At 55.3% G+C, this 23,300-nt stretch carries 21 protein-coding genes and 1 pseudogene; 7 read left to right on the top strand and 15 right to left on the bottom strand.

The features are described 5' to 3' along the window. Positions 1–11 precede the first annotated feature (11 nt). The gene (locus OSC10802_RS0132520; RefSeq protein ID WP_155969001.1) at positions 12–584 is read right to left on the bottom strand and encodes a hypothetical protein; all 573 of its coding nucleotides are present in this window, start codon (positions 582–584) and stop codon (positions 12–14) included. Positions 585–710: 126 nt separating this feature from the next. Here OSC10802_RS0132520 and OSC10802_RS0132515 point away from each other — a divergent pair, with 126 nt between their 5' ends. The 3 genes from OSC10802_RS0132515 to OSC10802_RS51810 all read left to right on the top strand — a co-directional run bounded on the left by OSC10802_RS0132515 (position 711) and on the right by OSC10802_RS51810 (position 4,110). Continuing rightward, entirely contained in the window at positions 711–920 is a 210-nt protein-coding gene (locus OSC10802_RS0132515) for a hypothetical protein (protein WP_017720946.1), read from the top strand. A 45-nt stretch (positions 921–965) separates the two neighbouring features. Further along, entirely contained in the window at positions 966–3,611 is a 2,646-nt protein-coding gene (locus OSC10802_RS42900) for a response regulator (protein WP_017720945.1), read from the top strand. Positions 3,612–3,930: 319 nt separating this feature from the next. Continuing rightward, positions 3,931–4,110, top strand: a complete 180-nt coding sequence (locus tag OSC10802_RS51810) for a hypothetical protein (protein ID WP_155968999.1) — start codon at positions 3,931–3,933, stop codon at positions 4,108–4,110. A gap of 30 nt (positions 4,111–4,140) precedes the next feature. Here OSC10802_RS51810 and OSC10802_RS0132505 read toward each other — a convergent pair whose 3' ends face one another. The 3 genes from OSC10802_RS0132505 to OSC10802_RS0132495 form a co-directional block, all read right to left on the bottom strand. Then, on the bottom strand, positions 4,141–4,740 hold the full coding sequence (locus OSC10802_RS0132505) for a DUF1517 domain-containing protein (RefSeq protein ID WP_017720944.1): 600 nt from the start codon (positions 4,738–4,740) through the stop codon (positions 4,141–4,143). Between the two features lie 276 nt (positions 4,741–5,016). Further along, positions 5,017–6,582: a pentapeptide repeat-containing protein gene (locus OSC10802_RS0132500; RefSeq protein ID WP_017720943.1), complete on the bottom strand. Its 1,566-nt coding sequence runs from the start codon at positions 6,580–6,582 to the stop codon at positions 5,017–5,019. A 64-nt stretch (positions 6,583–6,646) separates the two neighbouring features. After that, positions 6,647–8,173: a pentapeptide repeat-containing protein gene (locus OSC10802_RS0132495; RefSeq protein WP_017720942.1), complete on the bottom strand. Its 1,527-nt coding sequence runs from the start codon at positions 8,171–8,173 to the stop codon at positions 6,647–6,649. Positions 8,174–8,278: 105 nt separating this feature from the next. Between OSC10802_RS0132495 and OSC10802_RS0132490 the strand changes: the two genes are divergently transcribed. The 3 genes from OSC10802_RS0132490 to OSC10802_RS0132480 all read left to right on the top strand — a co-directional run bounded on the left by OSC10802_RS0132490 (position 8,279) and on the right by OSC10802_RS0132480 (position 11,115). Next, entirely contained in the window at positions 8,279–9,127 is an 849-nt protein-coding gene (locus tag OSC10802_RS0132490) for a prephenate/arogenate dehydrogenase (protein WP_017720941.1), read from the top strand. 283 nt (positions 9,128–9,410) lie between these two features. Next, on the top strand, positions 9,411–10,196 hold the full coding sequence (locus OSC10802_RS0132485; RefSeq protein WP_017720940.1) for a hypothetical protein: 786 nt from the start codon (positions 9,411–9,413) through the stop codon (positions 10,194–10,196). Between the two features lies 1 nt (position 10,197). Next, complete coding sequence (locus tag OSC10802_RS0132480) at positions 10,198–11,115, top strand: DUF1822 family protein (RefSeq protein WP_052334372.1); 918 nt, start codon at positions 10,198–10,200, stop codon at positions 11,113–11,115. 162 nt (positions 11,116–11,277) lie between these two features. Here the strand turns inward: OSC10802_RS0132480 and OSC10802_RS0132475 are convergent, their stop codons facing one another. The 6 genes and pseudogenes from OSC10802_RS0132475 to OSC10802_RS42885 form a co-directional block, all read right to left on the bottom strand. After that, positions 11,278–12,474, bottom strand: a complete 1,197-nt coding sequence (locus OSC10802_RS0132475) for a DUF8738 domain-containing protein (RefSeq protein WP_017720938.1) — start codon at positions 12,472–12,474, stop codon at positions 11,278–11,280. A gap of 725 nt (positions 12,475–13,199) precedes the next feature. After that, positions 13,200–14,609 (bottom strand): annotated as a pseudogene (locus OSC10802_RS46905) (transposase). A 217-nt stretch (positions 14,610–14,826) separates the two neighbouring features. After that, complete coding sequence (locus tag OSC10802_RS0132460; protein WP_017720936.1) at positions 14,827–15,048, bottom strand: hypothetical protein; 222 nt, start codon at positions 15,046–15,048, stop codon at positions 14,827–14,829. Positions 15,049–15,158: 110 nt separating this feature from the next. Continuing rightward, positions 15,159–15,305 (bottom strand): hypothetical protein, encoded by a 147-nt coding sequence (locus OSC10802_RS51805; protein ID WP_155968997.1) that lies wholly within the window; start codon positions 15,303–15,305, stop codon positions 15,159–15,161. 47 nt (positions 15,306–15,352) lie between these two features. Beyond that, complete coding sequence (locus tag OSC10802_RS0132450; RefSeq protein WP_017720934.1) at positions 15,353–15,544, bottom strand: hypothetical protein; 192 nt, start codon at positions 15,542–15,544, stop codon at positions 15,353–15,355. A 119-nt stretch (positions 15,545–15,663) separates the two neighbouring features. Beyond that, on the bottom strand, positions 15,664–15,888 hold the full coding sequence (locus OSC10802_RS42885) for a hypothetical protein (RefSeq protein WP_052334371.1): 225 nt from the start codon (positions 15,886–15,888) through the stop codon (positions 15,664–15,666). 214 nt (positions 15,889–16,102) lie between these two features. On the opposite strand from OSC10802_RS42885, the gene OSC10802_RS51800 reads away from it, so the two are divergent. After that, positions 16,103–16,258: a hypothetical protein gene (locus OSC10802_RS51800; RefSeq protein WP_017720932.1), complete on the top strand. Its 156-nt coding sequence runs from the start codon at positions 16,103–16,105 to the stop codon at positions 16,256–16,258. Between the two features lie 131 nt (positions 16,259–16,389). On the opposite strand, the gene OSC10802_RS0132435 is transcribed toward OSC10802_RS51800, so the two are convergent. The 5 genes from OSC10802_RS0132435 to murQ form a co-directional block, all read right to left on the bottom strand. Next, positions 16,390–16,590, bottom strand: a complete 201-nt coding sequence (locus tag OSC10802_RS0132435) for a hypothetical protein (protein WP_017720931.1) — start codon at positions 16,588–16,590, stop codon at positions 16,390–16,392. 868 nt (positions 16,591–17,458) lie between these two features. Continuing rightward, entirely contained in the window at positions 17,459–18,034 is a 576-nt protein-coding gene (locus OSC10802_RS0132430) for a Uma2 family endonuclease (RefSeq protein WP_017720930.1), read from the bottom strand. Between the two features lie 776 nt (positions 18,035–18,810). Next, positions 18,811–19,836, bottom strand: a complete 1,026-nt coding sequence (locus tag OSC10802_RS45095; RefSeq protein WP_155968995.1) for a PIN domain-containing protein — start codon at positions 19,834–19,836, stop codon at positions 18,811–18,813. A 188-nt stretch (positions 19,837–20,024) separates the two neighbouring features. Further along, positions 20,025–21,557: a site-2 protease family protein gene (locus OSC10802_RS0132420; RefSeq protein WP_017720928.1), complete on the bottom strand. Its 1,533-nt coding sequence runs from the start codon at positions 21,555–21,557 to the stop codon at positions 20,025–20,027. 768 nt (positions 21,558–22,325) lie between these two features. Continuing rightward, the gene (gene murQ / locus OSC10802_RS0132415; protein ID WP_017720927.1) at positions 22,326–23,264 is read right to left on the bottom strand and encodes an N-acetylmuramic acid 6-phosphate etherase; all 939 of its coding nucleotides are present in this window, start codon (positions 23,262–23,264) and stop codon (positions 22,326–22,328) included. Between the last annotated feature and the right edge of the window lie 36 nt (positions 23,265–23,300).

Genomic DNA, 23,300 nt, shown 5'->3' with positions numbered 1-23,300 from the left:
CTAAACGCGGCTCAACAGGCACCACTCCCCTCGATCTTAAAAGAGAACTGAAATTGCCATGCGGGCCACCGTTGCGCCGCCGGCGCGGGAAGGGGGGCACCGGCAGCCGGTGCCGGTGCCCTATGCGAGTGGTGTTTTTTTTCAGCGGCAAGTTTTGCCATCCGGTCGATTGACCGCAGTACACCAGAGCAAAAATTGGTATTATAATCAAAGGTTTGTGGGTTAGACTTTTTGTGGTATGTTCTGGTTCGTGCGGGCAGCAACCGAGGCTGCCATCCGGGTAATCCAGTCTCGTGAATCAGAATTAAAGCCCACGAGCCTGGGCAAGCGCCAAAATGACGCACCGCTGAGCTGGTGTCTGTCTCAATCAACTCCACCAGGGCAAGCAACCAATTGTCACAGGCTTTTTCCTGCGCCGCCTCGATCAGATAGAGGACTGCCCGCACTTGTTTTGGCAGCAACAGGCATTTGACGCCAACCTGGTGACGCAAGCAACCGCTGACAGGGGGTTTCAGCGTCCCAGTCTGACCGGTCGGCTGTTCCGTGGCCCCGCTGAGAGTGCCAAGGAGTCGGTTCTTTGGCAAGACGCCCGCCCTGCGGGCTGTGCCGTAAAGGGAGTTACAGCAGTATGCACTTAGGTTAGGACAGGGGGACAGGCGAGACGCCTGTCCTACGCCTTTTTTCCCTAGTTCACTGATGTCCTAACCAATATGACTTTGCGGGTCCGGCTCCGAGGATTGGGGTTTGTGCACTTCGCAATTTTGCCAGACCGGCAAGGAGTGGGAAAAACGAAAGCCAGTTGGGAACAAATGTTTGGGGGCGGGTGGTGGGGAAACCGACAGATGGAGAGCTTTTGCCGCCTAAAATTTAAAGTGGGCCGGCGTGTGGCGGGAGGGGAGTGGCGGCTGGGGCCGATCTGATTTTCTCGCAGCTTTGCAGTCAATTGTCGGGCGTTCTGGGCAAGCATGGAAGAGATTCTGAAAATACTGGTGGTTGATGATGATGAAGTGGACCGTCTGGCGGTGCGGCGAGCGCTAAAGGCGGCGGGCGTGCGCATGGAACTGCACGAGGCCAAAGACTGCGCGGAAGCGATGGCCACTCTCAAAGACCAGAACTTTGACTGCGTGTTGCTGGACTATCACCTGCCCGATGGAGACGGTCTGGCAGTGGTGCGAGCCCTGCAAAAGGCCGGCGTCAGGACTCCCCTGGTGGTGCTCACCGGTCAGGGAGACGAGGAAATCGCCGTCGAGCTGATGAAGGCGGGCGCTTCTGACTATCTCTCCAAAGCGAAGGTATCGCCAGAGAATCTCTCGAAAAGCCTCCACAGCGCCATTCGCCTCTACCGGGCGGAAATGCAAGCCGCAATCGCCAACCTGGCGCGCACCGAAAGCGAAGAGCGCTACCGGTTGGTTCTGGAAGGAGCCAACGACGGGATATGGGACTGGAATATTTCCCGCAACGAAATTTACTGCAATGACCGGTTTTTTGAGATTACAGGGCTGGACTCCGGGTTCTCGGCGCTGACTTACGAGGCGTTTTGCCAGCTGGCGCATCCAGAAGACCGGCAAAAATTTATCTCGGCAGTCACAGCGCACTTGGAGCGGGGCGTTGAATTTAACGTGGAGCTGCGGCTGCGCCACGCTTGCGGGGGCTATCGCTACTGTATCGCCCGCGCCCGCGCTCGCCGGGACGCTTCGGGAGAGCCGTTCCGCATGTCGGGGACAGTCACGGACATGACGGAGCGCAAGCAGGCCGAAGATGCGCTGCGGTTCCTAGCGGAAGCCAGCGAGCTGCTTTCGGCTTCGCTCGACTACCAGACGACGCTGAAAAACTTGGCGAACCTGACGGTGCCCCAACTCGCCGACTGGTGCGCCGTCGATGTCGTCGAGGGCAGTGGGGCGTGGCAGCGGGTGGCGGTGGCGTGCGCCGACTCGTTAAAGCTAGAGTCGGAGTCTGCAGGTTCAGCCGGCAGCGCCGGCGGCATTACCGGCACGCTCTGCAAAACCGCCCCCGCTGCGGGGTTCAGGAGTGACCGGCAGCCGGCTGCCGGTGCGCCAAAAGTGAGAAGCACCGGCCAGTCGGAGTTCTATCCGGAACTTCCTGAGGAGCTGCTAGTCAGTTTTGCCGGCTCAGCTGAACACCGCCAGCTGCTGCGAGAGCTGGGCCCGCTGTCTGCTATCTGTGTCCCCCTTCAGGTTCGCGGGCGGACGCTGGGCACCCTGACTTTTGTCTGTGCGGCGCAAAAAAGGCGCTATGACAGCGGGAGTCTGGCTCTGGCTGAAGACTTGGGCCGCCGCGCCGCTTTGGCGATTGACAACGCCCGCCTTTACCGGGAAGCTCAAGAAGCGAATCGCATGAAAGATGAGTTTCTCGCCACTCTCTCCCACGAACTCCGCACTCCCCTCAACGCCATGCTGGGCTGGGCGCAGCTGCTCAAGAGCCGGAAGCTGGATCAGGAAAAGACGGTTCGCGCCCTGGAGACGATTGAGCGCAACGCTCGCTCCCAGACGCAGATGATTGAGGACCTGCTGGACGTGTCGCGGATTATTCGCGGGCAGCTCAACCTGAATATGCGCCCAGTTGAGCTGGCACCTGTGATTGAGGCGGCTCTGGAGACGGTGCGCCCTGCGGCTGCGGCTAGGGGGATAGAGCTGCTGGCAATTTTTGAGCCAACCTGCGGTCTGGTTTTGGGAGATGTCAACCGCTTGCAGCAAGTTGTGTGGAATTTGCTCTCTAATGCGGTTAAGTTCACGCCGCCGGGAGGGCGAGTGGAAGTGAGGCTCTCGGTGGGAGTGGGGCACCGGGAATGGGGAATCGGACATGGGGAATCGGGCACCGGCTATGCCGGCAACGAATCCTCAGCGCCCTGCTCCCAACCCTCAATGCCGAGCAGCCACGGCGCTGCGCCCTGCGCCCTGCTGCAGGTGACCGACACCGGCATTGGGATTAGCAGCGATTTTCTGCCATTCGTCTTTGAGCGCTTCCGCCAAGCGGACGCCACAACTACTCGGTCTTACAGCGGTCTGGGTCTGGGTCTGGCGATCGTCCGTCACTTGGTGGAACTCCACGGCGGCAGTGTCGGGGCGTACAGTGCCGGTCCGGAGCGGGGGGCGACTTTTACGGTGCGGCTGCCCCTCCTGGAAGGGAGCGAGAAACCCCAGCAGGGCGTGCGCGACGGCAAATCCCGCTCTCAGCCGGCCTGCGGCGGGCCGGCTCACCCCCTCACCGGCTTGCGGGTGCTGGTGGTTGATGACGAGCCCGACACCTGCGACTTGCTCAGTGTCGTCCTCAAGCAATACGGGGCCAATGTCCGCGCTGCCGCCAGTGCCGGTGAGGCGCTAAGCGCCCTGGAAATGTTCAGCGCGGACGTGCTGGTCAGCGATATTGGCATGCCCGGTGAGGACGGTTACGCTCTGATTCGCCGGGTGCGGGCGATGGAAGCCGAGCGAGGTGGGTTCCTGCCGGCTGTGGCCCTAACGGCCTACGCCCGCGAGTCAGACCGCCGGCAGGCCATCGATGCCGGCTTCCAGATGCACGTGCCCAAGCCGGTGGAGCCGGCTCAGCTAGTGGCAACGGTGGCCCTACTGGCTGGCCGCACCGCACCCGTTTGAGATAGGTTTCTTATTTTTTGCATACTTTCGATATTTTGGATTTTGGATGCAATGATTTTGGATGCAATGATTTTGGATGCAATGATTTTGGATTTTTAAAAACGGCACATTCAGCCAGAGTCAAAAATACTGTAAGCTTTTAGGCTTTTAATCTTCCTATCTGCCCAAAGGAGGCAGAGCCGACCGGATGCCGTTCCCAGCTTGAGCTGGGAGCGAGGATAAATGCTTACTGCTATATAGACGTAGGGCAGGCGGGACGCCTGCCCTGAAGGTCTAATGTCCTAATCTAAGTGGCTGCTGCTATAACGCCCTCATCTAAGTGAATACTGCTATAGATGTTTATTGCTATATAAAATTGGGACGCTTTTGGTGGGTGACGCACAGCGTCACCCACCCTACTGTAGAAACGGGATCGATCGCGTCTTCTGGCATCGGAAGCGACAGCTCGCGTCTTTTAGAGAGGGCTAGGGCGGGGCAGGGGGCGGGGCGATGCTGGTGATTAGGCAATTTAAATGTTTACAGCCCGGATTCAGAGGGGGATTAATTCCGGGAAATTTTGCAGCAGCTGGTCGTCGGTGAGTTCGTCGCCGAGCTGAGCCGGTGAGAAATGCACTTGCACGGCGAGCAGGCGGTGGTTGTAGTGCAGGTTAATCAGGGCTTTCAGCCCTGCTTTGAGGGCGGCGATATGGGAGAGGTCGGTTTCGAGATCGGCAACTTCGCCGTCGTAAGCCACTGCCAGCATGACCACCAGGTTGCTCGTCACCGGCAAGGACAGGGGCGCGTCTGGTGCCAATGGGCTGAGGTCGGGCTGGCTCAAATAGCGCTGAGCCGAGTCGGTAAACAGTTCGTTCACATAGTCACCGGCTTCCCCCTGGTTCCAGAAAACATCCCCTTCATTCGCCGCCGATCGCCAGTAGACATCGCACTGCAGTAGGTTCTGGCAGATTTCCACCAGCTGGGAGCCGGCCACCTCGATATCGCCCTCGGCGGCGATAACCTCTCTGCCGGCGCGATTGAGGACGCCCAACAGGGGGGCGACTTCTTCCCCGGCTAAATGGATAAATAAGCGGCAGACCACAATCCGAGTGCGGCCCATCATTTGATTGAACTTGTCGCGCCAAGCGTTCATGTGATTTCCTCACCACTACAGTTAGTTTACCTTGAGCTGTAGCCGGCGGTGGCGCACCCTGAGGGAATTGTCAGTTCAGCGGGCCAAACAAGGCAAGCACCCCAGAAAACACAAATAGCAACCGCAGCCGGCAGCAGGAATATGGCGTTGGCTTGAAACCGGGTTTCTTAAAAAACCCGGTTTCTGGATGTTCCGTTTATTTTTGCCGGCTGCTTGCCGGAGGCGATCCGCGCCTGAAGGTGGGGGCAGCCGGCGGCACGCCAAGACGCCCGCTGCTTACTGAGACTCGATCGAATAGAAACCTTTAATAAAATCGATCACAACAGTGAGGGGGGGGATGGCAAACTGCTGGCCTGACGGCATGCCGGCTGGGCCCTGAGTTGGGGAGCCGGCTTGATTCATAAACCGCTTGCCGAAACTCGGGTGGTGGTAGACACTCAAGCTGCGGTCGCTGGAATTGAGTAATATTGTGTGCGTGGGGGCTTGGAAAAAGCTAGCTCTCTCGACCATTGGGGGAAAAATTTTCGAGAGGTCAATAGCAGCGATCTGGTTGAGGGCTTGACTCATCACCGCACTTAATTGCTGGACGCGCCTGAGTTCTGGGATGCTGAGGTGGGTGGTGGCGTGGGCGCGGAGTTGCTTGACCGAGGTGATGATATTTCTGTGAGTGGCGGAGGCGTTTTCAAAGGGAAGAATTGCCACATAAGCGGTGGGAAATAATTGCTCGTCGCTGTCCACCCTAAAAGTGATCACCGTTCGGCGATAGCCGACTGCAATGCTGGGGGGCTGGCTGAGGCTGGGGTATTGCTGAGCGATTTTGTGATAGCTGGCGGCTAAGACAAAATTAGACTCCTGATCTAGGGGCGCGTCGATGACAATGCGGACAGTTGGCGGCGTTTGATTAAAAAACTTTTTCGAGTCTTCGCCGGTGAAGCGGTAAAGCTGGGTGTGATCTCCGTGGGGGCTGATATCAACCCAGTCGCAAATAATCCCATCCGTTTTCAAACCAAAGCGGGAAACGCCATAAAGCTTGGCACCCGTTAAGGTGGCACCGCTGAGGTCAGCACCCACCCACTCAGCGCGGCTCAAATTAGCTTGAGTGAGATCGGCGTGAACCAAACTGGCATTGAGCAAATTGCTGTTGCTCAAGTCAGCCCCTATCAAATTGGCCCCGCTGAGCTTGGCGTCACTGAGGTTGCCCCACTGCAGGTTGGCACCGCTGAGAACCGCCCAGCGGAGATTGGCCCCGCTGAGGTCGGCTCCGCTGAGGTTGGCGCGGTTGAAGCTCACATGTCTGAGTTCGCAATTATTCAGATTCGCACCGCTGAGGTCGGCTCCGCTGAGGTCAGTTTGGTTCAATTTGGCTTGCTCCAAATTGGCTCCCGCCAGAGATGCGCCCCGCATGTCGGCTTCACTGAGGTTGGCACCGCTGAGGTTGACCTGTCTGAGTTTCGACTCCCTGAGGTCGGCTCCGTTGAGGTTGGCCTCGATGAGATTGGCTCTGCTCAGTTCGGCTCGGATCAGCTCAGCGCGAATCAGGGAAGCTTGAATCAGTTCCGCGTCCGACAGGTTAGCCCGCACGAGGTTGGCCACATTGAGAATTGCGCCGTTTAAATTGGCTTTGCTGAGATTGGCACCGCTGAGGCGGGTGACATTGAGTTTTGCCCCGCTCAGGTTCGCTCCGCTCAGATTGGCTCCACTGAGATTGGCGACACTCAGGATCGCACCACTCAAATTGACCCCACTGAGGTTAACTCTGCTGAGGTTGATCTCGCAGAGGTTGAGACCTGCAAAGTTTCTTTCTCCCGCTGCATATTTTTGTAAGATTTCCTCAACTTCCATCAGAGTTCCCGTTCCAATACTTTTCTATTCTGTGGTGAAAACAAGCAGCTAGCTAGGGGTTAGTTCAAAATTTACTGGAGAGCAAATGCAAGCCCTGTATAAAATTTACAATTACACTGACAGGAGGGAGAGCGAGTTGCTGGCTTTCATCCAAACTGCCCGGGTAGAGTTCGATGAGTTCAGAGGTGTTCATCCAGCGCTTGCCGAAACTGGGGTGGTGGTGGACATCCAAGGTTCGGTTGCCAGAGTTCGTTATCACTGTCAGCGTGGGAGATTGAAAGAACTTTTCGCGCTTTACCAGCCTGGAAAACGTCTCCGATTTTTTGATCTCCTCGATTTTCCCAACCGCTTTATTGAGCAGATTGCTGATATCTTGTGATTCGATCATTTGCACCAAATTGACAATTTTCTCTTGGGTTAATCCGCCATCCTTAAAGGGCAGTATGGCCACATAAGCCGTGGGAAATAATCGAGTGTCGCTGCTGGTCCTAAACGTTAGAATGGTTCGGCGACCGCTGACTTCGATGTTGGGGGGGTAGCCCATCGCTGGGTAGTGGTAAGCAATTTGGTGGTAAGCGACCGCTAAAGCCAGATGGGCGTCGGGATTGAGCTGTGAGTCGATGGTAATTCGGACGGTTGGCAGTGTTTGATTGAAAAATTTTTTCGACTCTTCTGGGCTGAGGCGGTAGGTCACGGACCGGTCGCCGTTCGGGCTCAGGTCAACCCACTCGCAGATCAGCCCTTCTGTTTTCAGACCGAACCTCATCACCTCATACATTTTGGCACCGGTCAAGGTGGCTCCCGACAAGTCCGCTCCTGTCCAATCGACTTCAATCAAATTTGACTGCGTTAGATCCGAGTAGACTAAGCTGGCATTGAGCAGGTTGGCTCCGCTGAGGTCCGCACCTCTTAAATTGGCCCCACTCAATTTTGCCTCGCTCAGGTCCGCCCATCTCAGCGTCGCCCCGCTCAAATCCGCCCATCTCAAATTTGCCCCACTCAGATCCGCCCCTATCAGTTTAGCTTGCGAGAGGTTGGCCCGTCTGAGTTCGGCGTTTCTCAGGTTCGCCCCACTCAGGTCCGCACCCCTCAAATCCGTTTCCCGCAGCGTCGCCCTCTCCAAGTTGGCGGCTTTCAGCGAGGCATTGGTCAGATCCGCCTCGCTCAAGTTGGCACCGGCCAGATTCGCGTGCCTGAGTTTGGCCTCTCTCAAGGTGGCGGCGTTCAAGTTCGCCTCGCTGAGGTTGGCTCTGCTGAGCTCCACTCGGATCAGTTCTGCCCGAATCAGCGCCGCTTGAATCATCGATGCGTCACTGAGATCAGCCCTGATCAAGTTGGCCACGTTGAGGTCAGCGCCGTTCAGGTTGGCCCCGCTGAGATTGGCTCCATTCAGTTTGGCGACGTTCAGTTTGGCGTGACTCAGATTGGCTCCATTGAGATTTGCACCCCCTAAATTCGCGATACTCAGATTGGCCTGACTCAAATTGGCCCCGCTCAAGTTGACTCGACTCAGGTTGGCTTCACAGAGGTTAACAGCAGTAAAGTCCCTGATGCCAGATGCATATTTTTCTAGGAGTTCCTCGGTTTCCATCGGGGGTCCCTTTTAAACATCCCGACTTTACAGTCATAGGACTGGGCATTACCATGCTAGCGTTAAGGCTCAAAATAGAACTCAGTAGCTTGCAGTGGGTGGCAGATGCATATTGGTATTGTGGGGCTGGGGCTGATTGGTGGCTCCCTCGGTTTAGACTTGCGAGCGTGCGGGCACCGCGTTTTGGGGAACTCTCGCCGCCAAGAGACGTGCCAGTTGGCTGTGGCACGCGGGATCGTCGATGATGCTGGTGTGGATTTGACCCTGATGGCAGCCGCAGAGGTGGTGTTTATTTGCACGCCACTTTCCGTCATTGTACCAACGGTCGAGCAACTCATCCCCCATCTCTCACCAACAGCAGTTTTGACCGATGTGGGCTCGGTAAAAACGCCGGTGGTTCAGGCCCTCTCCCCCCTGTGGCCCAACTTTGTCGGCGGCCACCCTATGGCCGGCAAGGCCGAGAGCGGCATTGAGGTTGCCGAGTCCAGTTTATTCGCCGGCAGACCTTATGTCACTACGCCGGTGGCTTCTACCCCACCGGCAGCTCTGGAAGCCGTGGAACAACTGGCCCGCTCCCTCGGCGCTCGCCTCTACCGCTGCAGTCCGGAAGACCACGACCGAGCCGTGGCTTGGATCTCTCACCTGCCGGTGACAGTTAGCGCCAGTTTGATTTCCGCCTGCACCGGCGAACCCGACCCCGCTGTCCTGTCTTTGGCCAAACAGCTGGCCAGCACCGGCTTCCGCGATACCAGCCGCGTCGGCGGCGGCAATCCCGAACTGGGCCTGCTGATGGCCAAGTACAACCGCCGCGAATTGCTGCGAGCCCTTCACGCCTATCGCGGTCAGCTTGACCAGTTTATCTCCCTGATTGAGCGAGAGGACTGGAGCGCCCTGGAGCAACAGCTCACCCAAACCCAACAGGCTCGCCCTGATTTCTTGGAGTTTGATTCATAAGGCGGGGTTTTCAATAGCATTCAGCAGGGACAGGCGAGACGCCTGTCCTACGTCCGTTCCCTAAGTGGCTAGTGCTATTAGAGGAGTTTGGGCGGTGGCCACCGGCAATCCCCCATGCTCCATGCCCAATCCCCCATGCCCAATGCCTAGGGCTCAACTGATAATCTCTACTTATCAAATAGGCGGCAGAGATTAGCACAAACAATTTAAAATTTGTAGAAAACCGGCTCTCGCGGCAGATAAACCCTTAGAAACCTCGGTTCGCAAGGAGACGCAGTGATTCATGCCACTCCCGAAACAGCAGACACCGGCTCAACGGTTGCCAGAGAGTGCCGGCGCAAGCCCACCCCAGCTACATGCTAGCCCCAAGGACACCCGCCCTATGGACGAACTGGACAAGCTGGCTCTGGAAGCCCAGAAGCACCCCGCTAACAGTAAAGCCCGAAAGAAAGCTTTAACCAAGCTGGTTATGGCGATTCAGGCATCGGGCAAGCTTTATTGCGCAGACAGGTATGACTGCCCGCCCGAAGTCTACAATGAAGCGCTGCAGGAACTTTGGCTATATGTGTGCAAAAATATTGACAGCTATGACCCAAGTAAAGGCAAGGTGATCTCATGGGTCAACAATACGCTGAAGTGGCGGTTTCGGGACGCCGCTGACAGGCATCTCAATCGCAAGAGAGTGAGCCAGGACAACCAAAGAAAATGGGTGCAAACGCTCTCTCTAGACGTACATGTGAGAACTCCCGACAGTGACGGCGAATCGGGAGAGACTTATCTGGATAGCATAGCACAAAACCAGCCGTCTATGCTTTTGCAGGAGTTGCGGGACTATATCCAAGAAGACCCGGAGGGTGTTTTCCAAAAGAGGCATATCCGAAATCACCCTGAAGCGAATTATCGCACCATCGCCCTCTGTTTCCTAGAAGACAAGTCATGGCCAGAAATTGTAGCCAAGTTTGGGAATAAAATCCCTTATGTGACAATACACAGTTTCTTCAGGCAAGCGTGCCGGCATTTCGCACCGCAATTTCAGGACTATTTGGACAGCAAGGAGGGATTAGGTTAAAATGATGACTAACCTCACAGAACATTTGACTTTCAACGTTCCCCTGACGGCGGATAACTGCCGGCAGGCCGAAACGTTTAGCCGGCTGCACAAAAACCCCGATAAGGCGCGACAAGTTTATCTTAACTCCCTGGCGGTACAGGCGGTGAACTTTTACTGCCGGTGCGTGGGGATTGAGACTGATTTGCCGGCAAGTCACAGCTGGCAACCGGCTATGCAGGCTTTTCTGGATACAGCAGACTTGCTCGTAAAAGACTGGGGGCGACTGGAGTGCCGGCCCGTTTTGCGGGGGGCCAAAGTTTGCCCGCTTCCTGAAGATGTTCGGGAGGACCGGGTTGGCTATGTGGTGGTAGAAATTGACGAAGATGCCAAAGAAGCCAAGCTGTTGGGCTTTGCCAAAACCGCACCGGCTGGGGTGTTGCTCCTCAGCGAGTTGCGCTCTCTGGAAGATTTGATTGACGAAATTCCAGAACCTATTGACGAACCGGCACCCCCTGTGGTAAATTTACTGCAATGGCTAGAGGGTGTCTTTGATGCCGGCTGGCAGGCAGTTGAGGAATTGGTTTCTCCAAAACTGATGCCGGCTTTTAAGAGCCAGGTGGCTAAACGCGCTAAGCTGATTCGCGATTTGGGAATCGACGTTCAAGGACATCCCGTCGTTTTAACGATCAATGTCTGGGAAGAAGAGAAGGGAGCAGTTGGTGTCAAGGCGCGGGTTTATCCCAGCGGGGAAGACACTACCCTACCGCCGAATCTCAAACTGACGGTGCTGACTGACACCGGCGAGGTGTTCAAAGAAGTTACCGCGCGATGCGATGATGAGTTCATCCAATATGAGTTTGAGGCGGAACGGGGGGACAAGTTTGGCGTGCGAGTCTCTCTGGGGGATGCCGGTGTCACTGAACAGTTCTCGATTTGAGGAAAGCGATTAGCTAGGTTCCTGGCGATTGAAAGTTCGCCAACAGTCTCTTTCAATCGCCAGGCTCTAAATTACCCCGGTATAAATATCCCCGATCTCAATCCCCAGGGGAGCAACCACCGGCACTAGAATTGCCCAATCAAAATCTCCCCATCACCCCGATCACCGGCTAGCAATTCTATTCCAAGCTTCCACAACCTCCTGTAACCCTTCAGGCAGCCGGTCTTGAATAATATCGGCATAGCGAGTCGTACCGGCTCGACTGGTGAGCGTCACCGTGATATAGTCCGCAGAACCGCGAGCCGGCGGGTAATACAACCCATCAAACTGCTGCCAATCCACCCGCTGTAACAGCCGCTGAAACTCGCGCACCTCTTGCAAAGAAAGCCGGCGAATCTCCGTTGCACCACCAGTGCCAGTCACGCGAGTCCGAATCACCCGCCCGTCGCTCATCAGAATAGTCTCATAAGTCAAACCGGCAAACCCACCACTCGCATTCCCCCGAAAAATCGTCTCTCTGTTCAAAGGAGGCGGCAGTTCACCGGCAGGAATCCGAATCGGCCTCACCGTACCGCCACTATCAGAAAAACCGCCTGACTGATTCAGCTTCACCACAGAACCCGATTCGTTGGTGTGATAAACCCAGCGTTGCTGTGCGTTTCTCCCTCGTGCGATCTCCGCAGTCACCACCCAACCCGGCACAATCGCCTGAGTGCAGAACACTCCGGGACTCGATATGCCCAGACAGCCATTTGGCCACTGCCGCCGTTCCGCACTCACAATCCGCACCGCATCCGCCGGCACCCGCAACCGCCCCGACAAGTCCATCTTCACGGCGTCAGCCACACGCTGGGACAGGGAAGCCCCAGAGTCAGGGTCATTGGCCAACCGCACATTCCTGCCGGTGGCATCCGTGTAATAAGTCCACTCTTGGGACCCGTCAGACACCACAACCCGCCAGCCTTCAGTGAGCCCTTGAGCGCAGCGCTCGTCCCGGCGGGGCGAACCCAAGCAGCGATCGCGCCAAGTCTGCGGCTCCGCCTCCACAATCCGCAAGTTATCAAGCGGAATTCCCTCCCGGCGCGACAGATCCTGGCGAACGGCGAGAGCGATCTGGCGGGGTAAGCGACTCGCTCGTTGCGAGTTCTGGCTGACCGTTAGGGGGGCGGTTTGTGGCCCTACCTCAGCCGCCGCACCGGCGACACCGGTACCCGCACACAGAATGCCGGTCAGCGCCACCGCGCAAACAAGCCCGGTACGCGAGCCGGTTTTAGCAAAGTTAACTCGCGGAAACCGTTGCGGTTCCGCCACTGTTGCGCCAACTGCAACACCATTCTTTTCCGTCTGAAAGAAGTTCATATCACCCCTCTCCTTCACTTATTTTTACAATGACAGTTCAGAAGTCAGAAGACATTCTGACTTGTTTAGAACTTACGCAGAAACCGATTTTATGAACCAGACTCCTTGACTTTCAGCGCCGAGTCTCACACCATAAACCCAGTTTCTTTCAGTGTTTTAGAACTTACGCAGAAACCGGTTTTATGAACCAGACTCCTTGACTTTCAGCGCCAAGTCTCACAAAACCCGGTTTCTTTCAGGTCCTAAGTCCTAAAAAAGTGATTCCCCGTAAATTAGTCAATTTTCCATAAATCGTAATGCCGGCACCTCAACCGCTTACAGTTTCCACGACCACTAAAAGTAGGACGGCAGCAGGGTGCCGGTAAGTTCCGCAGGTTGGTGCGAAATCGGCACGACTTTCAAAGTGGGACAGGCTCGGCAAGGGCCTATTTTCACAGAGGGACTCAACCGGCGAAAATGGAAAGCTTCACCGGGGGCGTTGCACCAGGATAATTGAAACTTTTTCCAAGCAGCGAAAATCCCTTTAAGCTCCCCCTCCCCGCACACGGGGAGGGGGTTGGGGGGTGGGGTTCTTCAACCGGCGAACATGCAAAGCTTCACCGGGCGGCTCCACCAGCTAGGGCGATCGCACCTGTCACAAAAGTAGGGTGCGTTCCCCGAGACGCACCCCAGTCACTTGTCCAGGGACTGAGAAACCCGGTTTCTTTAACAATACCTTCGCCAAATCAGCTGAGGTTGCTACAAGCGGGTGGCCGGTGGATACGACCTAGGCGGGATATACGTTGGAAAATCTGAGCCAATAAAACTGGCTCAGGTTTTTCCGGAAGGAGTTTTATGATTTCGGCCACATATTTTGAGCCCCGACAGATGGCTTTGAGATCCAGCACACTGTCCCCACAATGCTTCCCCCGGCCAGTCCCCAGCAGGTGATGGGACAGGTTGACCATGAAAAATGAGAGATTGGCCGCATTAGTTACTGCCGTTTGGCTGACATTCATAAAATCTTCCAGGCCCCAGAATTGTTGTCCCGAAAATTAAATTCGATTTGAAAGCGCCGGCTGTAAAAATTTATTAACTTGTCGTAAGGCAAGTCAGGGTCACTGGTAAATAAAATGACGTGGTGGCGAGCATTAGTGCTTTGATGAGTCTTGACCAGAATCACCACATTCAGAGGTTGAGCAAATTCCTTGTGGAGCAGTTGCGCTTGATAGATATCAGTGAGAATTGGCCCATCAATCGTGCTGTTTTTCAGGTATTGAGCGGGCATGTTGCGTAGGTCAAGCTTATCTCCATATTTCCGGCGGCATGTTTGGCCAGGCTCGGGGTTTTGATAGGGGATATAAAGCGCCGAATCGTAACGGAGCTTTGAAATTAGATGTAAATTCAGCCGGCGGGCCATTTGCAGAGATGCATTATTGCCAAAGTGACCGTCCAATAGCAGATAAGTCAGGGGCAGCATACCGCCCAACAGTTTAAGCAATGACTCTATCCAACTTTGGATTTGCAATAATTCAGGATTGGGAGGGACGGCGCTTTTATTTTGATTTTTCCTGCCGGCAGGTCGCCCCCTCGATTTTTAGGTATTGGGTCGGTCGCCGTCGGGACCGTTTGATTTTTACTCCGACTTGCCTTGGGTCGTTTGACTTGGCCTTTGGGCGGGCTAGACTCTGTATTTTCAGACCCCTGCCTCAACTTTTCACGGTCGTTCTTGATGACTTGTTCGACCCTTATAGGGAATGAACGTTTTTCCTGAACACTTACTAATGATAGTGTGAAGAAAGATAGCCCGGTTAAGGATTTGCCATACAGACTAGAAAAGAAGCGCTCAAGTCCGTAGGTTTTTTACCGGCTTTGGTGACGACCACTTCATCTCCTGCCAGAAGATAGACTTCAGAACTCCGGTATAAATGCTGGCGAAAAAATATCCAGAACAGAGTGGCCCAAGGTCGGGCCGTGTGGAAGAATCGTTGGACAGTTCGATAACTCCCACCTTGGCCCGCCCAGCGGGACAGGCTCAGCATGGTCACTCGTCCTGTCATGGCCAACATGGCAAAGGCAATCCGGCTTAGTTGACGCACACTGGTGGCCCCAATCTCTGGTTGCAGGCACTGTAAAAGTGGTAAGATGTCAAGCATGGGCTTTTGTGGAGTTCTCAGTTGTCGTTGTAGTAAACAACAACTGTACTACAAAAGCCCTTTCCTTTTTTGGCGAAGGTATTGTAAAAGAAACCCGGTTTCTGGCGTCTTCACTTTTCTTTACAACCACTCTCTAAAGCCAGCCGGTGGGACAGAGCAAAAGGCTTGTCAGTGCCACCGGCAGCCGTCACCTGACGCCAACTCGGGCTTTTCCAGATCAGCCCTGCCGGCCTTCCTTCATTGAGTAGAAGCGCTCAAGAGCCAGCAGGATCACCAGGAGCAACAGCTGTAGATGCCAAGGTGCCAAAGCAAATCCCCAAATAAAACAAATGATACCCACTGCTGCCGCCAAAACTATGTAAACGTCCTGTGATGTTTTGACAAACACCCAGAGCGCTCCCAGAGACATTGCCAGTGCTATTAAATATATTGGAAACATAAAGATCGCCTCGTTTATTGGGGCTACAGCAAAAGCGAAGAGCCTTTGCAGTTTCAGACTAACATCCTATGGGGGAGAACTCAGTAGCCTAGCTAACATTAAGCAAGATTTCAGGCATCTGCGATGGCAACCCTCAACACGCCGCGCATCACGCTCAGCGGTCGGACCGGCATGACTCGATCCAGCGCGCGGATCGCTCCTGAGCGGGACTTGCCCCAACCCGCGCCGCGCTCACCGGCTTTTGCGGCGTCAGGCACGGCAAAGCCCACGGTGCGGAACTTCACCGTGCGGCTTCTAGGGAGGATTATTCCGCTGAGTAGCGCAGCCCTCTGAGAGTGGCCACCGTCAGAGCCAGCAACACCACTGTCCACGTCCACTCAGGGACATATTTCAAGAACATGAAGCATCCGGTAACAGCCAGACCCAGAAGGGCCCCGATATAGGTAGCAGCAATGGTTGCACTCGCCAGAATCAGAATCAAAATAATTTCCTGCATAATGCCGCTAAAGCTTGCTCTAGCACGATCCCCACCTTCAGCTTGTCACAACTGGCTGAACCGTGTCACCAAATTGTGAGAAAACTTCATAAAGGCGTGCTCAGAGCTGTGGCGAGCGCTCACCCCAGGCGGCGCTGATTCGGCAGTGAGACGTCTCTGGTGGCGAGCAGGACGAGCATCAGAATCAGCATCTGGATTGGCCAAGGTGCCAAAACCAGATCGAGAATAAAGCAGATAGCAACAATGGTTAAAGCCATGATGCGGGGGATCTCTTCCGAGACGTTCAAGTAGAAGTAGGCTGCCCCCAGAGCAGTCAGCAGTGAAATGAGCAATAGCGATGACATCTGGATCACCTCATAAGTTGGGAGCAGAAGCACACTGATGTCTTAAATATGCTGCTTTGTACAATCTATCACTATATCTCAATTTTGAGGGTGATGGCAATCCCCCGACTGGGCGATCGTCGTCGCCGCACCAGTATCCGGAGATCGCAAGTTTTTTATGACCGGCATCACTGGACTCGCTCCATGAAGATTGCCAGCCGTCAGGGAGACACTCGTGAAACTGGCAGCAGCCGGCAATGGCGCAAATCCCCTCAAAATCCTCCGCCACTGTCCGCCCCACTGGGGCATTGGGGGGTTCCGCCGGCTGGCTGCAGCTGACGAGTTTCTCCCCACCGGCGACGCCGCGACAGATAATTCAGCCCAGACATAACTGCGCCACCTCTTGTTCCCGGAGGGGCAGAGGAAGACAGCTGCGCAATGCACGTTCTAACACATCAGGGGCTCAACTGCTTGTAATATTGTTTTTTTAAACCTCCAAGGCGCTGGAAAAAGCCCCCAGAGTTAATCCACCACTTTCAGCCATCCCCTTCTAACTGCGTACAGCAGCCGGTCGATGGCACACAGCTCTTCTTGGCTGAGCCAGCCCCCTAACAGAGCCAGCATCAGCCGGTGGTGGTCCCTGCGAGTAATGCAGCGATAGCACCACGTCTGACTGGTAATTTCTGCCACAGTTACGGGCTGGAAAAGTGATTGAAGTTGCATGATATCGTCTGAATAACCTCTCCCTATAGCTAGACTGTACAGACCTTATTCTTGCCGGCACCCCACACGCCTGTCATCCGCCTGCGGTTTGATTCCACTGAAATTTTAGACCTTTTCCTCCCAATGTGAAGCTCGTGCTGTATCAAGGTTGCCAGCAGCCGGTCAACTTTATTAAATCTTTAAAAAACAGCCAGGTAATATGAAGATTGTGTGAAGGGCAGTCCCCCAGCACGCCCCATACTCTGTCAGAAGTAGGGTGCCTGCCCTCCTTTGAGAACGCACCCAAAGAAGGTCATGGTGCGTCTCTACAATTAGCCCCACTCAGCACGGACGAAAGCCTGTCCCAGTAGCTCTAGCAGCAGTCATATTGGTTAGGACATCAGTGACCTAGGGAAAAAGGCGTAGGGCAGGCGTTCCCTCCGTGCCCTCAATATTTCTGGGACAGGCGAGACGCCTGTCCTACGTCCTAACCTAAGTGCCTACTGCTATAGCTCCTGGGAACTAGCAAAAGTGACATGCTCCCTAAGCTGTTAGGCTTTTAACCTGCTTTTCGTTAAAAGGAGGCAGAGCCTCCATATTGCGTTCCCAGGCTCTGCCTGGGAACGAGATAATAGAGATGCGTAGTGCAAATTTAATGCGCCATAGCTTATCATGTCTCTGGTTGATTCAGAACCCAATGCCCAATGCGATGATGCCCAATGCGATGATGCCCAATGCCCGACAGAGAGCGAGATATAGCACTAGCCACTTAGGTTAGGGCAGGCGTCTCGCCTGCCCTACGTCGGAACTTGGTAGGATAGGCGTTTTTTTCCGACGAGTGTATCCGAACCTAAATGAATACTCCTATACTCTCAATACAGCTATACTCTCAATACAGGCGTAGACTCAAAGTAAATCCAGGCAATACGTCTTCACCGGCTAACGTTGCAGGAAGATTTCGCACATCCACATCTCGTCCTTGCCGGTAAATTTCTACCTGCTGGTTTTGGGGATTAATCAGCCACCCCAATCGCACCCCAGCATCGAGATATTCCTGCATTTTATCGCGGAGAATTTCTAGAGAGTCGCTAGCTGACCTTAACTCAATCACAAAATCCGGGGCGATGGGGGGGAATTTGCGTCTCTGTTCTGGAGTGAGAGCTTCCCAACGCTCCCGCCGAATCCAGGCGGCATCTGGGGAGCGGTCAGCCCCATTTGGCAATTTAAAAACCGTGGAGGAACTGAAGGTGAAACCCAAGCCGGTTTGCCGGTTCCAGTTTCCCAAATCGATAATTAAGTCTGCTTCTCGATTGCCGCTATCGCCTCCTACTGGTGCCATGATAATTAATTCTCCTTTTGCAGTTCGCTCAAAGTTCAATTCGCGGTTATTCTGACAGAGCTTGTAGAACTGTTCGTCTGTCAGGCAAACGGTGTCTAAGTTTAATGTTAAAGGACTGATAACCATACAGTTAACCTGAATAGCGATGACCATTCTTATTGTACCGCGCTGCTCTCTTATTGACAGCACAGCTTGCGGTAAAGGCTGTCGGGAAGCGCCCGGAGCCCCGTTTGTATAGCAGCAGTCATATTGGGCGCGGACATCAGTGACCTAGGGAAAAAGGCGTAGGGCAGGCGTCTCGCCTGCCCTCTTGATATAATGTCCGCGCCCTAAGTGCATACTGCTATAGTTGGGCATTAGCCCCACCCTTTGCAGTTGGGCGTCGGCCTTCAAACCGAGCGTTTCAAAAAAGCCGGTTGGGATGCGCGGCGGCTCCCCCCACCCTTCCCGAAAACTCGCTCATGTATATCAGCAGCAGTTGGCTGTGCGTGAATATCTTGAGCTGAAACCAAGTTGAGATAGATAAGCTGTTAGGCTTTTAACCTGCTTTTCCCTGGAAAGGAGGCAGAGCCTCCAGATTGCGCTCCCAGGCTGTAGGGGCGGTGCGGCACACGGAGACCGCCCCGGAACGAGAGTCAAAATTGCCGGCATTTATAGTCTTAAACCCTTGCCTTGCGGGTAAAGTTTGTCGCAGTATCTATAGCAGCAGACAGTCAGTTTAGGACACGCTCGACACGAGATACAAGATATAGGCGTAGGGCAGGCGTCTCGCCTGCCCTCAAAGTCTAATGTCCTAATCTAAGTGGCTACTGCTATAGTAGCCAGGAGCTATCCGCCCAAAGGGGATGCCCGATGCCCTTTCCCATCGCCGGGGCAAAAAAGGCGCGCTCCCCCACCGGCACTCACTTCTTGTGCGGTTTGTGTCGCGGCTGTCGCGGCTGTGCGGAAAAAGCCGGCACCACCTTTTGCTGCCAAACCGGCACCACCTGCTGCTTCCAAAACTTGTCAAAACTCGCCGGCTGAACCAACTTCCAAGCAAATCCCCCCGCCATCGCAAACCCAGCCACCGCCACCAGCGTATAGAGCAGATTCATCAACCAGGCAAAAAAACCGGGCTTCTTGTGAGATACAGCAGACCTGCGCCGCTGCACAGAAGGCAAATATACCGACCCAGACTTGTCCCGCACCCCCTCCTTATCCTGTGGCGAACCCAACTTGGAAGCCTTAATCGCCTGGCGCGTAAAGCGCACCCTAGACGCCAGAGCCTCCTCCTTATTAAAAGTTGCCGGTGGACTGACTGACATTCCCATTGACGAGCGAGGTTGAGTCACCGGCTGACTGACTGACACCGGCATCGACGAGCGTGGCTGAGTTCGCGGCGGACTATTGCCGGCTGCCCCCCCCTGCGTCTTAGGTCTAGCCTTAATCATCGCTTGCACCTGCTTTGTCACCAGCAGCGGTCGCTGACCCGAACGCGCCCACTGCATCAGCACCGTCGAATTAATGCAGCAAAGATTCCCCACCTCCAGCGATTGCATCCGCTGCAACAGCCGCAAACTGTCCGACACAAAAACCACCAGCTCCCGAGCGCGCTCCTGCGACAGAGCGTAGGCGCACTGAGCCACCGCCACCACCAGTCGCGCTTGCTTGCTCACTTGCGCCCCCGCAGCCGGCTGCAACAGCCGGTGGCTCGCCGCCGCATCACTCAGCAGCCAGCCGCTATACGGCCAAAAGCGCACAAACTCCCTCGCCACTTCCAGCTGGGTTCCTTCCTCAGCCCGCCGCGAGAGTTCCTCAATTTCCTCGTATACCACCTGCGGCAGATAGCAAGTTCCCAGCCGCGAGCACATTTCCCACTCCCGAGTCCTGCCGGTCATCAGGGCACCGAGATCGAAAACCACCACTATCGGAGGAAGTGCACTAGGCATAAGCAAATCTTCCCGCCACAAACTCCAGCGCCTACTAACTTCATACTACCTCGAACACCGGCTTTTTTTTCTCCTTCCCCTTCTAGCCCCAGACTCGGAGCGAGAGAAATCTTTCAAGGCTCTTTCTTGGCGTAACCGCAACCGGGGCGGTTCAAACCAAACAGGTCGCAGCGAAGCCGGCCCTGCAGTCACCCCCCGATGCCCAAACGGCCCGCCAAAGCCGGCGTCAGCGGCAGAAGAGTTGCCACCATCAAAAACAGAGCCAGCAACCCCAAAGCAGCGCGGGCGTCATCCGGTTCAGTCAAATCATTCAAACACGGGCGCTCCAGATTCCGCTGCAGGAACAGGATCGCAATCGCCCAGTACAGCGCCAAAGGATTGAACAGAGACACAATCGCAAGCACAATCAAAGTCGCCACCGTCGCCCCACCGGCAATCTTGCGCCCGTAAATCGCCTGAACAATCCGCCCCCCATCTAGTTGCCCAGCCGGCATCAAATTCAGGGCCGAAATCACCAGCCCCAGCCAGCCAATCACCGCCAGCGGGTGCACATTAACCACCGGCTTTTGCAGCGCCGAACCCAAAACAACTTTAGCCAAAGTTCCGACTAAAACCGAGCCTTGGAAAAAGTCAGCCGGAATTTCAAACAAACTCCCCTCACCGGAAAGCAGCAAGCCAACCAGGAGCATTGCCAAAGACACCAGCCCCCCCGCCGCCGGACCTGCAAACGCCACATCAAACAGCACCTGCCGGTTGGGCAGCAGCGACTCAAACCGGTTCAGCGCCCCAAACGAGCCCACTTGCCACGTCGGAATGAAAAATGGCCAGCTGAAGCGGACATGATTGCGTCTGGCCACTATCTGGTGGCCCATTTCGTGGGCCACCAACACCGCCCAGATCCCCGCACTCACCGGCAGCACTTCCGCCAGCCGGCTCATATTCTCAAAGAAATCGAACCCCAGCAGCAACCCTCCTGTCTCCAGGCTGCAGGCAATCGTCGCCAGCAGCAGCGCCGCCGCCAGGACTTTTTGCGGAACCGCCAGCGGTTGCGGGTCATTGCTGCTCGGGAGTACAATAACAGTCGGCTTGCCTTCTGGGGAAGCCACCAAAAACAGCCGGTAGCGCTCGCCCAAACGATCCTGCAGCGCCGCAGACAGCCGGTCGCGGACAGCCTCAGCCTCTCCCCGCAGATTGCCCTTGAAGATCGCCCCTTCCTGATAGGGGATAGTTTCCGTGGCAAAGAAGGTATCCACCCCAAAAATGCCCTGGATCGTCTTCAATTCTTCCCCTGGTATGGGAGCCACCTCGGGCTGGGCCACATTTCTTGTCCCTGCCGCCGGTATGTCCCGTCGATCTGTGCCGGCAGCCTCCTCCGCCGCTTTTTCTCCCGCCGGCGCTGGCTCCTCCTTGGACTTCAGCATCCCTTCCAGTCGCTCCCGCAGCGCCGCATCCTGACTTGCCGCACGCAAGCGATTCCCCAAAAAGATGTACAGTCCAGCACTCCCCGCCAGCAAAAACAGGATGCTGGCGAGGTTAATATACATGCCGGCGGCGAACAGCCCAAAGAAAATCAGCCAGGGAGTCATCAGCGACACCGACTGCAGCCACGCTAAAATTCCCAGTTTGCCGTCATGCTTGGCCCGGTAGTAGCCCCAGCCCAAAATCCCTATGGCAATCAGCACGATTGCAATTGTTGCCGTGTTTTCGGATGCAGTGTACATGTCCAACTCTTGAAGCCCTCTCACCAGACAAAGCCTGACCGACGTCAGGAATCCCAGATCGTTCTAGTTTGTTACCCTTTCACAAGCATAGCGCCAGAAGGCTCCTCCCACTCGCCTGCTGCCCGCCCCCCTGCATGCTTGCAAAGCAGCGACTGGCGCGCGCCTCCCCCCCCGCCCTGTGGGGCCGGTGTTTAACTCTCGAAGAATTCAGGTCTAAGCTGTTCCGCTTTCCGCTTTCAACCTGCTTGTTTTACTAATTTTGGATTTTTAATTTTGGAGAATGGAATTGAAAAAGGCGGCAGTAAAGCCTTTTCAGCCCCAGTTTAAATCCTATAAGCTAGGGCGCATCATCTGCGTGCGCGCTTACATCTCTATCCCTCGTTCTATCCCTCGTTCTCAGGCTCTGCCTGGGAACGCAATCTGCAGGCTCTGCCTCCTTTCAACTGAAAAGCAGGTTAAAAGCCTGAGAGCTTAGTCCCAACTTTGTATTAGAAACCCGGAGGCATATCCTAATTCCTTTCGTTCCCAAGCTCTGCCCCGGAGCGATATGGAAGGAGGAAAATTGTATTGCTGATATTTTTCTGAGTTTAGGCAGATTTTCCACTCGGCAGTATAGGGGTATCTTGAAAGTGTAAACCCGGGCAACCGGCCATACCTGTTTCGCACACTATGCAATTATATTGCTATTAAGCGTGCGTGACGCAGCACACAACCCTTAGTGGAGGAGCGTCACGCACGAGCAAGATCCCATTTTTATACAAATAATATTCAACCGGAGCTGAGCTTGTCGATCTTATTTTTGCCGCTGTTGGCAGCCGCCCTGACATTGCCCTGGTGTTCGTCGAGGAGGAGCTGAGCCTCTTGCATGTCCAGCCCTGTCCAGTGCATGAGCAGGGCCAGCTTCACCGACCGACCGCTGCGTTCCAGCAAATAGCCGGCTTCTTCGCGACTCAGGTCAGTGAGGTCTTGCAAAATGCGCAAAGCGCGGTCATGCAGCTTTTTATTCGTAACGGCCACATCCACCATGCGGTTGCCGTAGACTTTGCCCAGCCGAACCATGACGCTGGTGGAGAGGATATTGAGCGCCATTTTGGTAACAGTGCCGGCTTTCAGTCGGGTCGAGCCCGCCAGAATTTCTGGACCGACGAGCAAGCGGATATCGATATCCGCATCGGCGCTAACCTGTTCCGCCGGCACGCAGGCGATGAAAACCGTAGCAGCCCCTCGGGCTTTAGCCGCTTGCAGAGCCCCGTGGACAAAAGGAGTCGTGCCGCCGGCAGTAATTCCCACCACCACATCCAGTTCCGTGACCTGCCGGTGGGAGATCCCCTCCGCCCCATCCTCATACCGGTCTTCCAAATCTTCTGAGGACCGGACCAAAGCGCCGGCACCCCCGGCAATAATCCCCTGCACCAATTCCGGCGGCGAGCAAAACGTGGGCGGGCACTCAGCCGCGTCGAGAACGCCCAGCCGCCCGCTCGTCCCCGCACCCACATAAAACAGGCGTCCGCCGTGGCGCAGGGCCACAGCCGTGCGGTCTATTGCCAGTGCCAGCTCTTTCTTGGCGGCGGAGATCGCCGCCAGAGTTCGGGCATCTTCCCGATTAAACAGATCCACCAATTCCAGCGAACTCAGCTGGTCGAGATTCTGACTGTTGGGATTCACCTGCTCAGTCAGTAAATGCCCGCGCTCCTGCAAATTCTTCATTCTTGACACTCGATCCTTCTTTGGTTGCCCCTTCAT

Origin of the sequence: Kamptonema formosum PCC 10802, assembly GCF_000332335.1 — a bacterium.
In the GTDB taxonomy this organism is placed as follows: Bacteria; Cyanobacteriota; Cyanobacteriia; order Cyanobacteriales; family Oscillatoriaceae; genus Oscillatoria.
The sequence above is the reverse complement of the archived record's forward strand: the minus strand, read 5'-3'. Positions and strand labels throughout refer to the sequence as shown.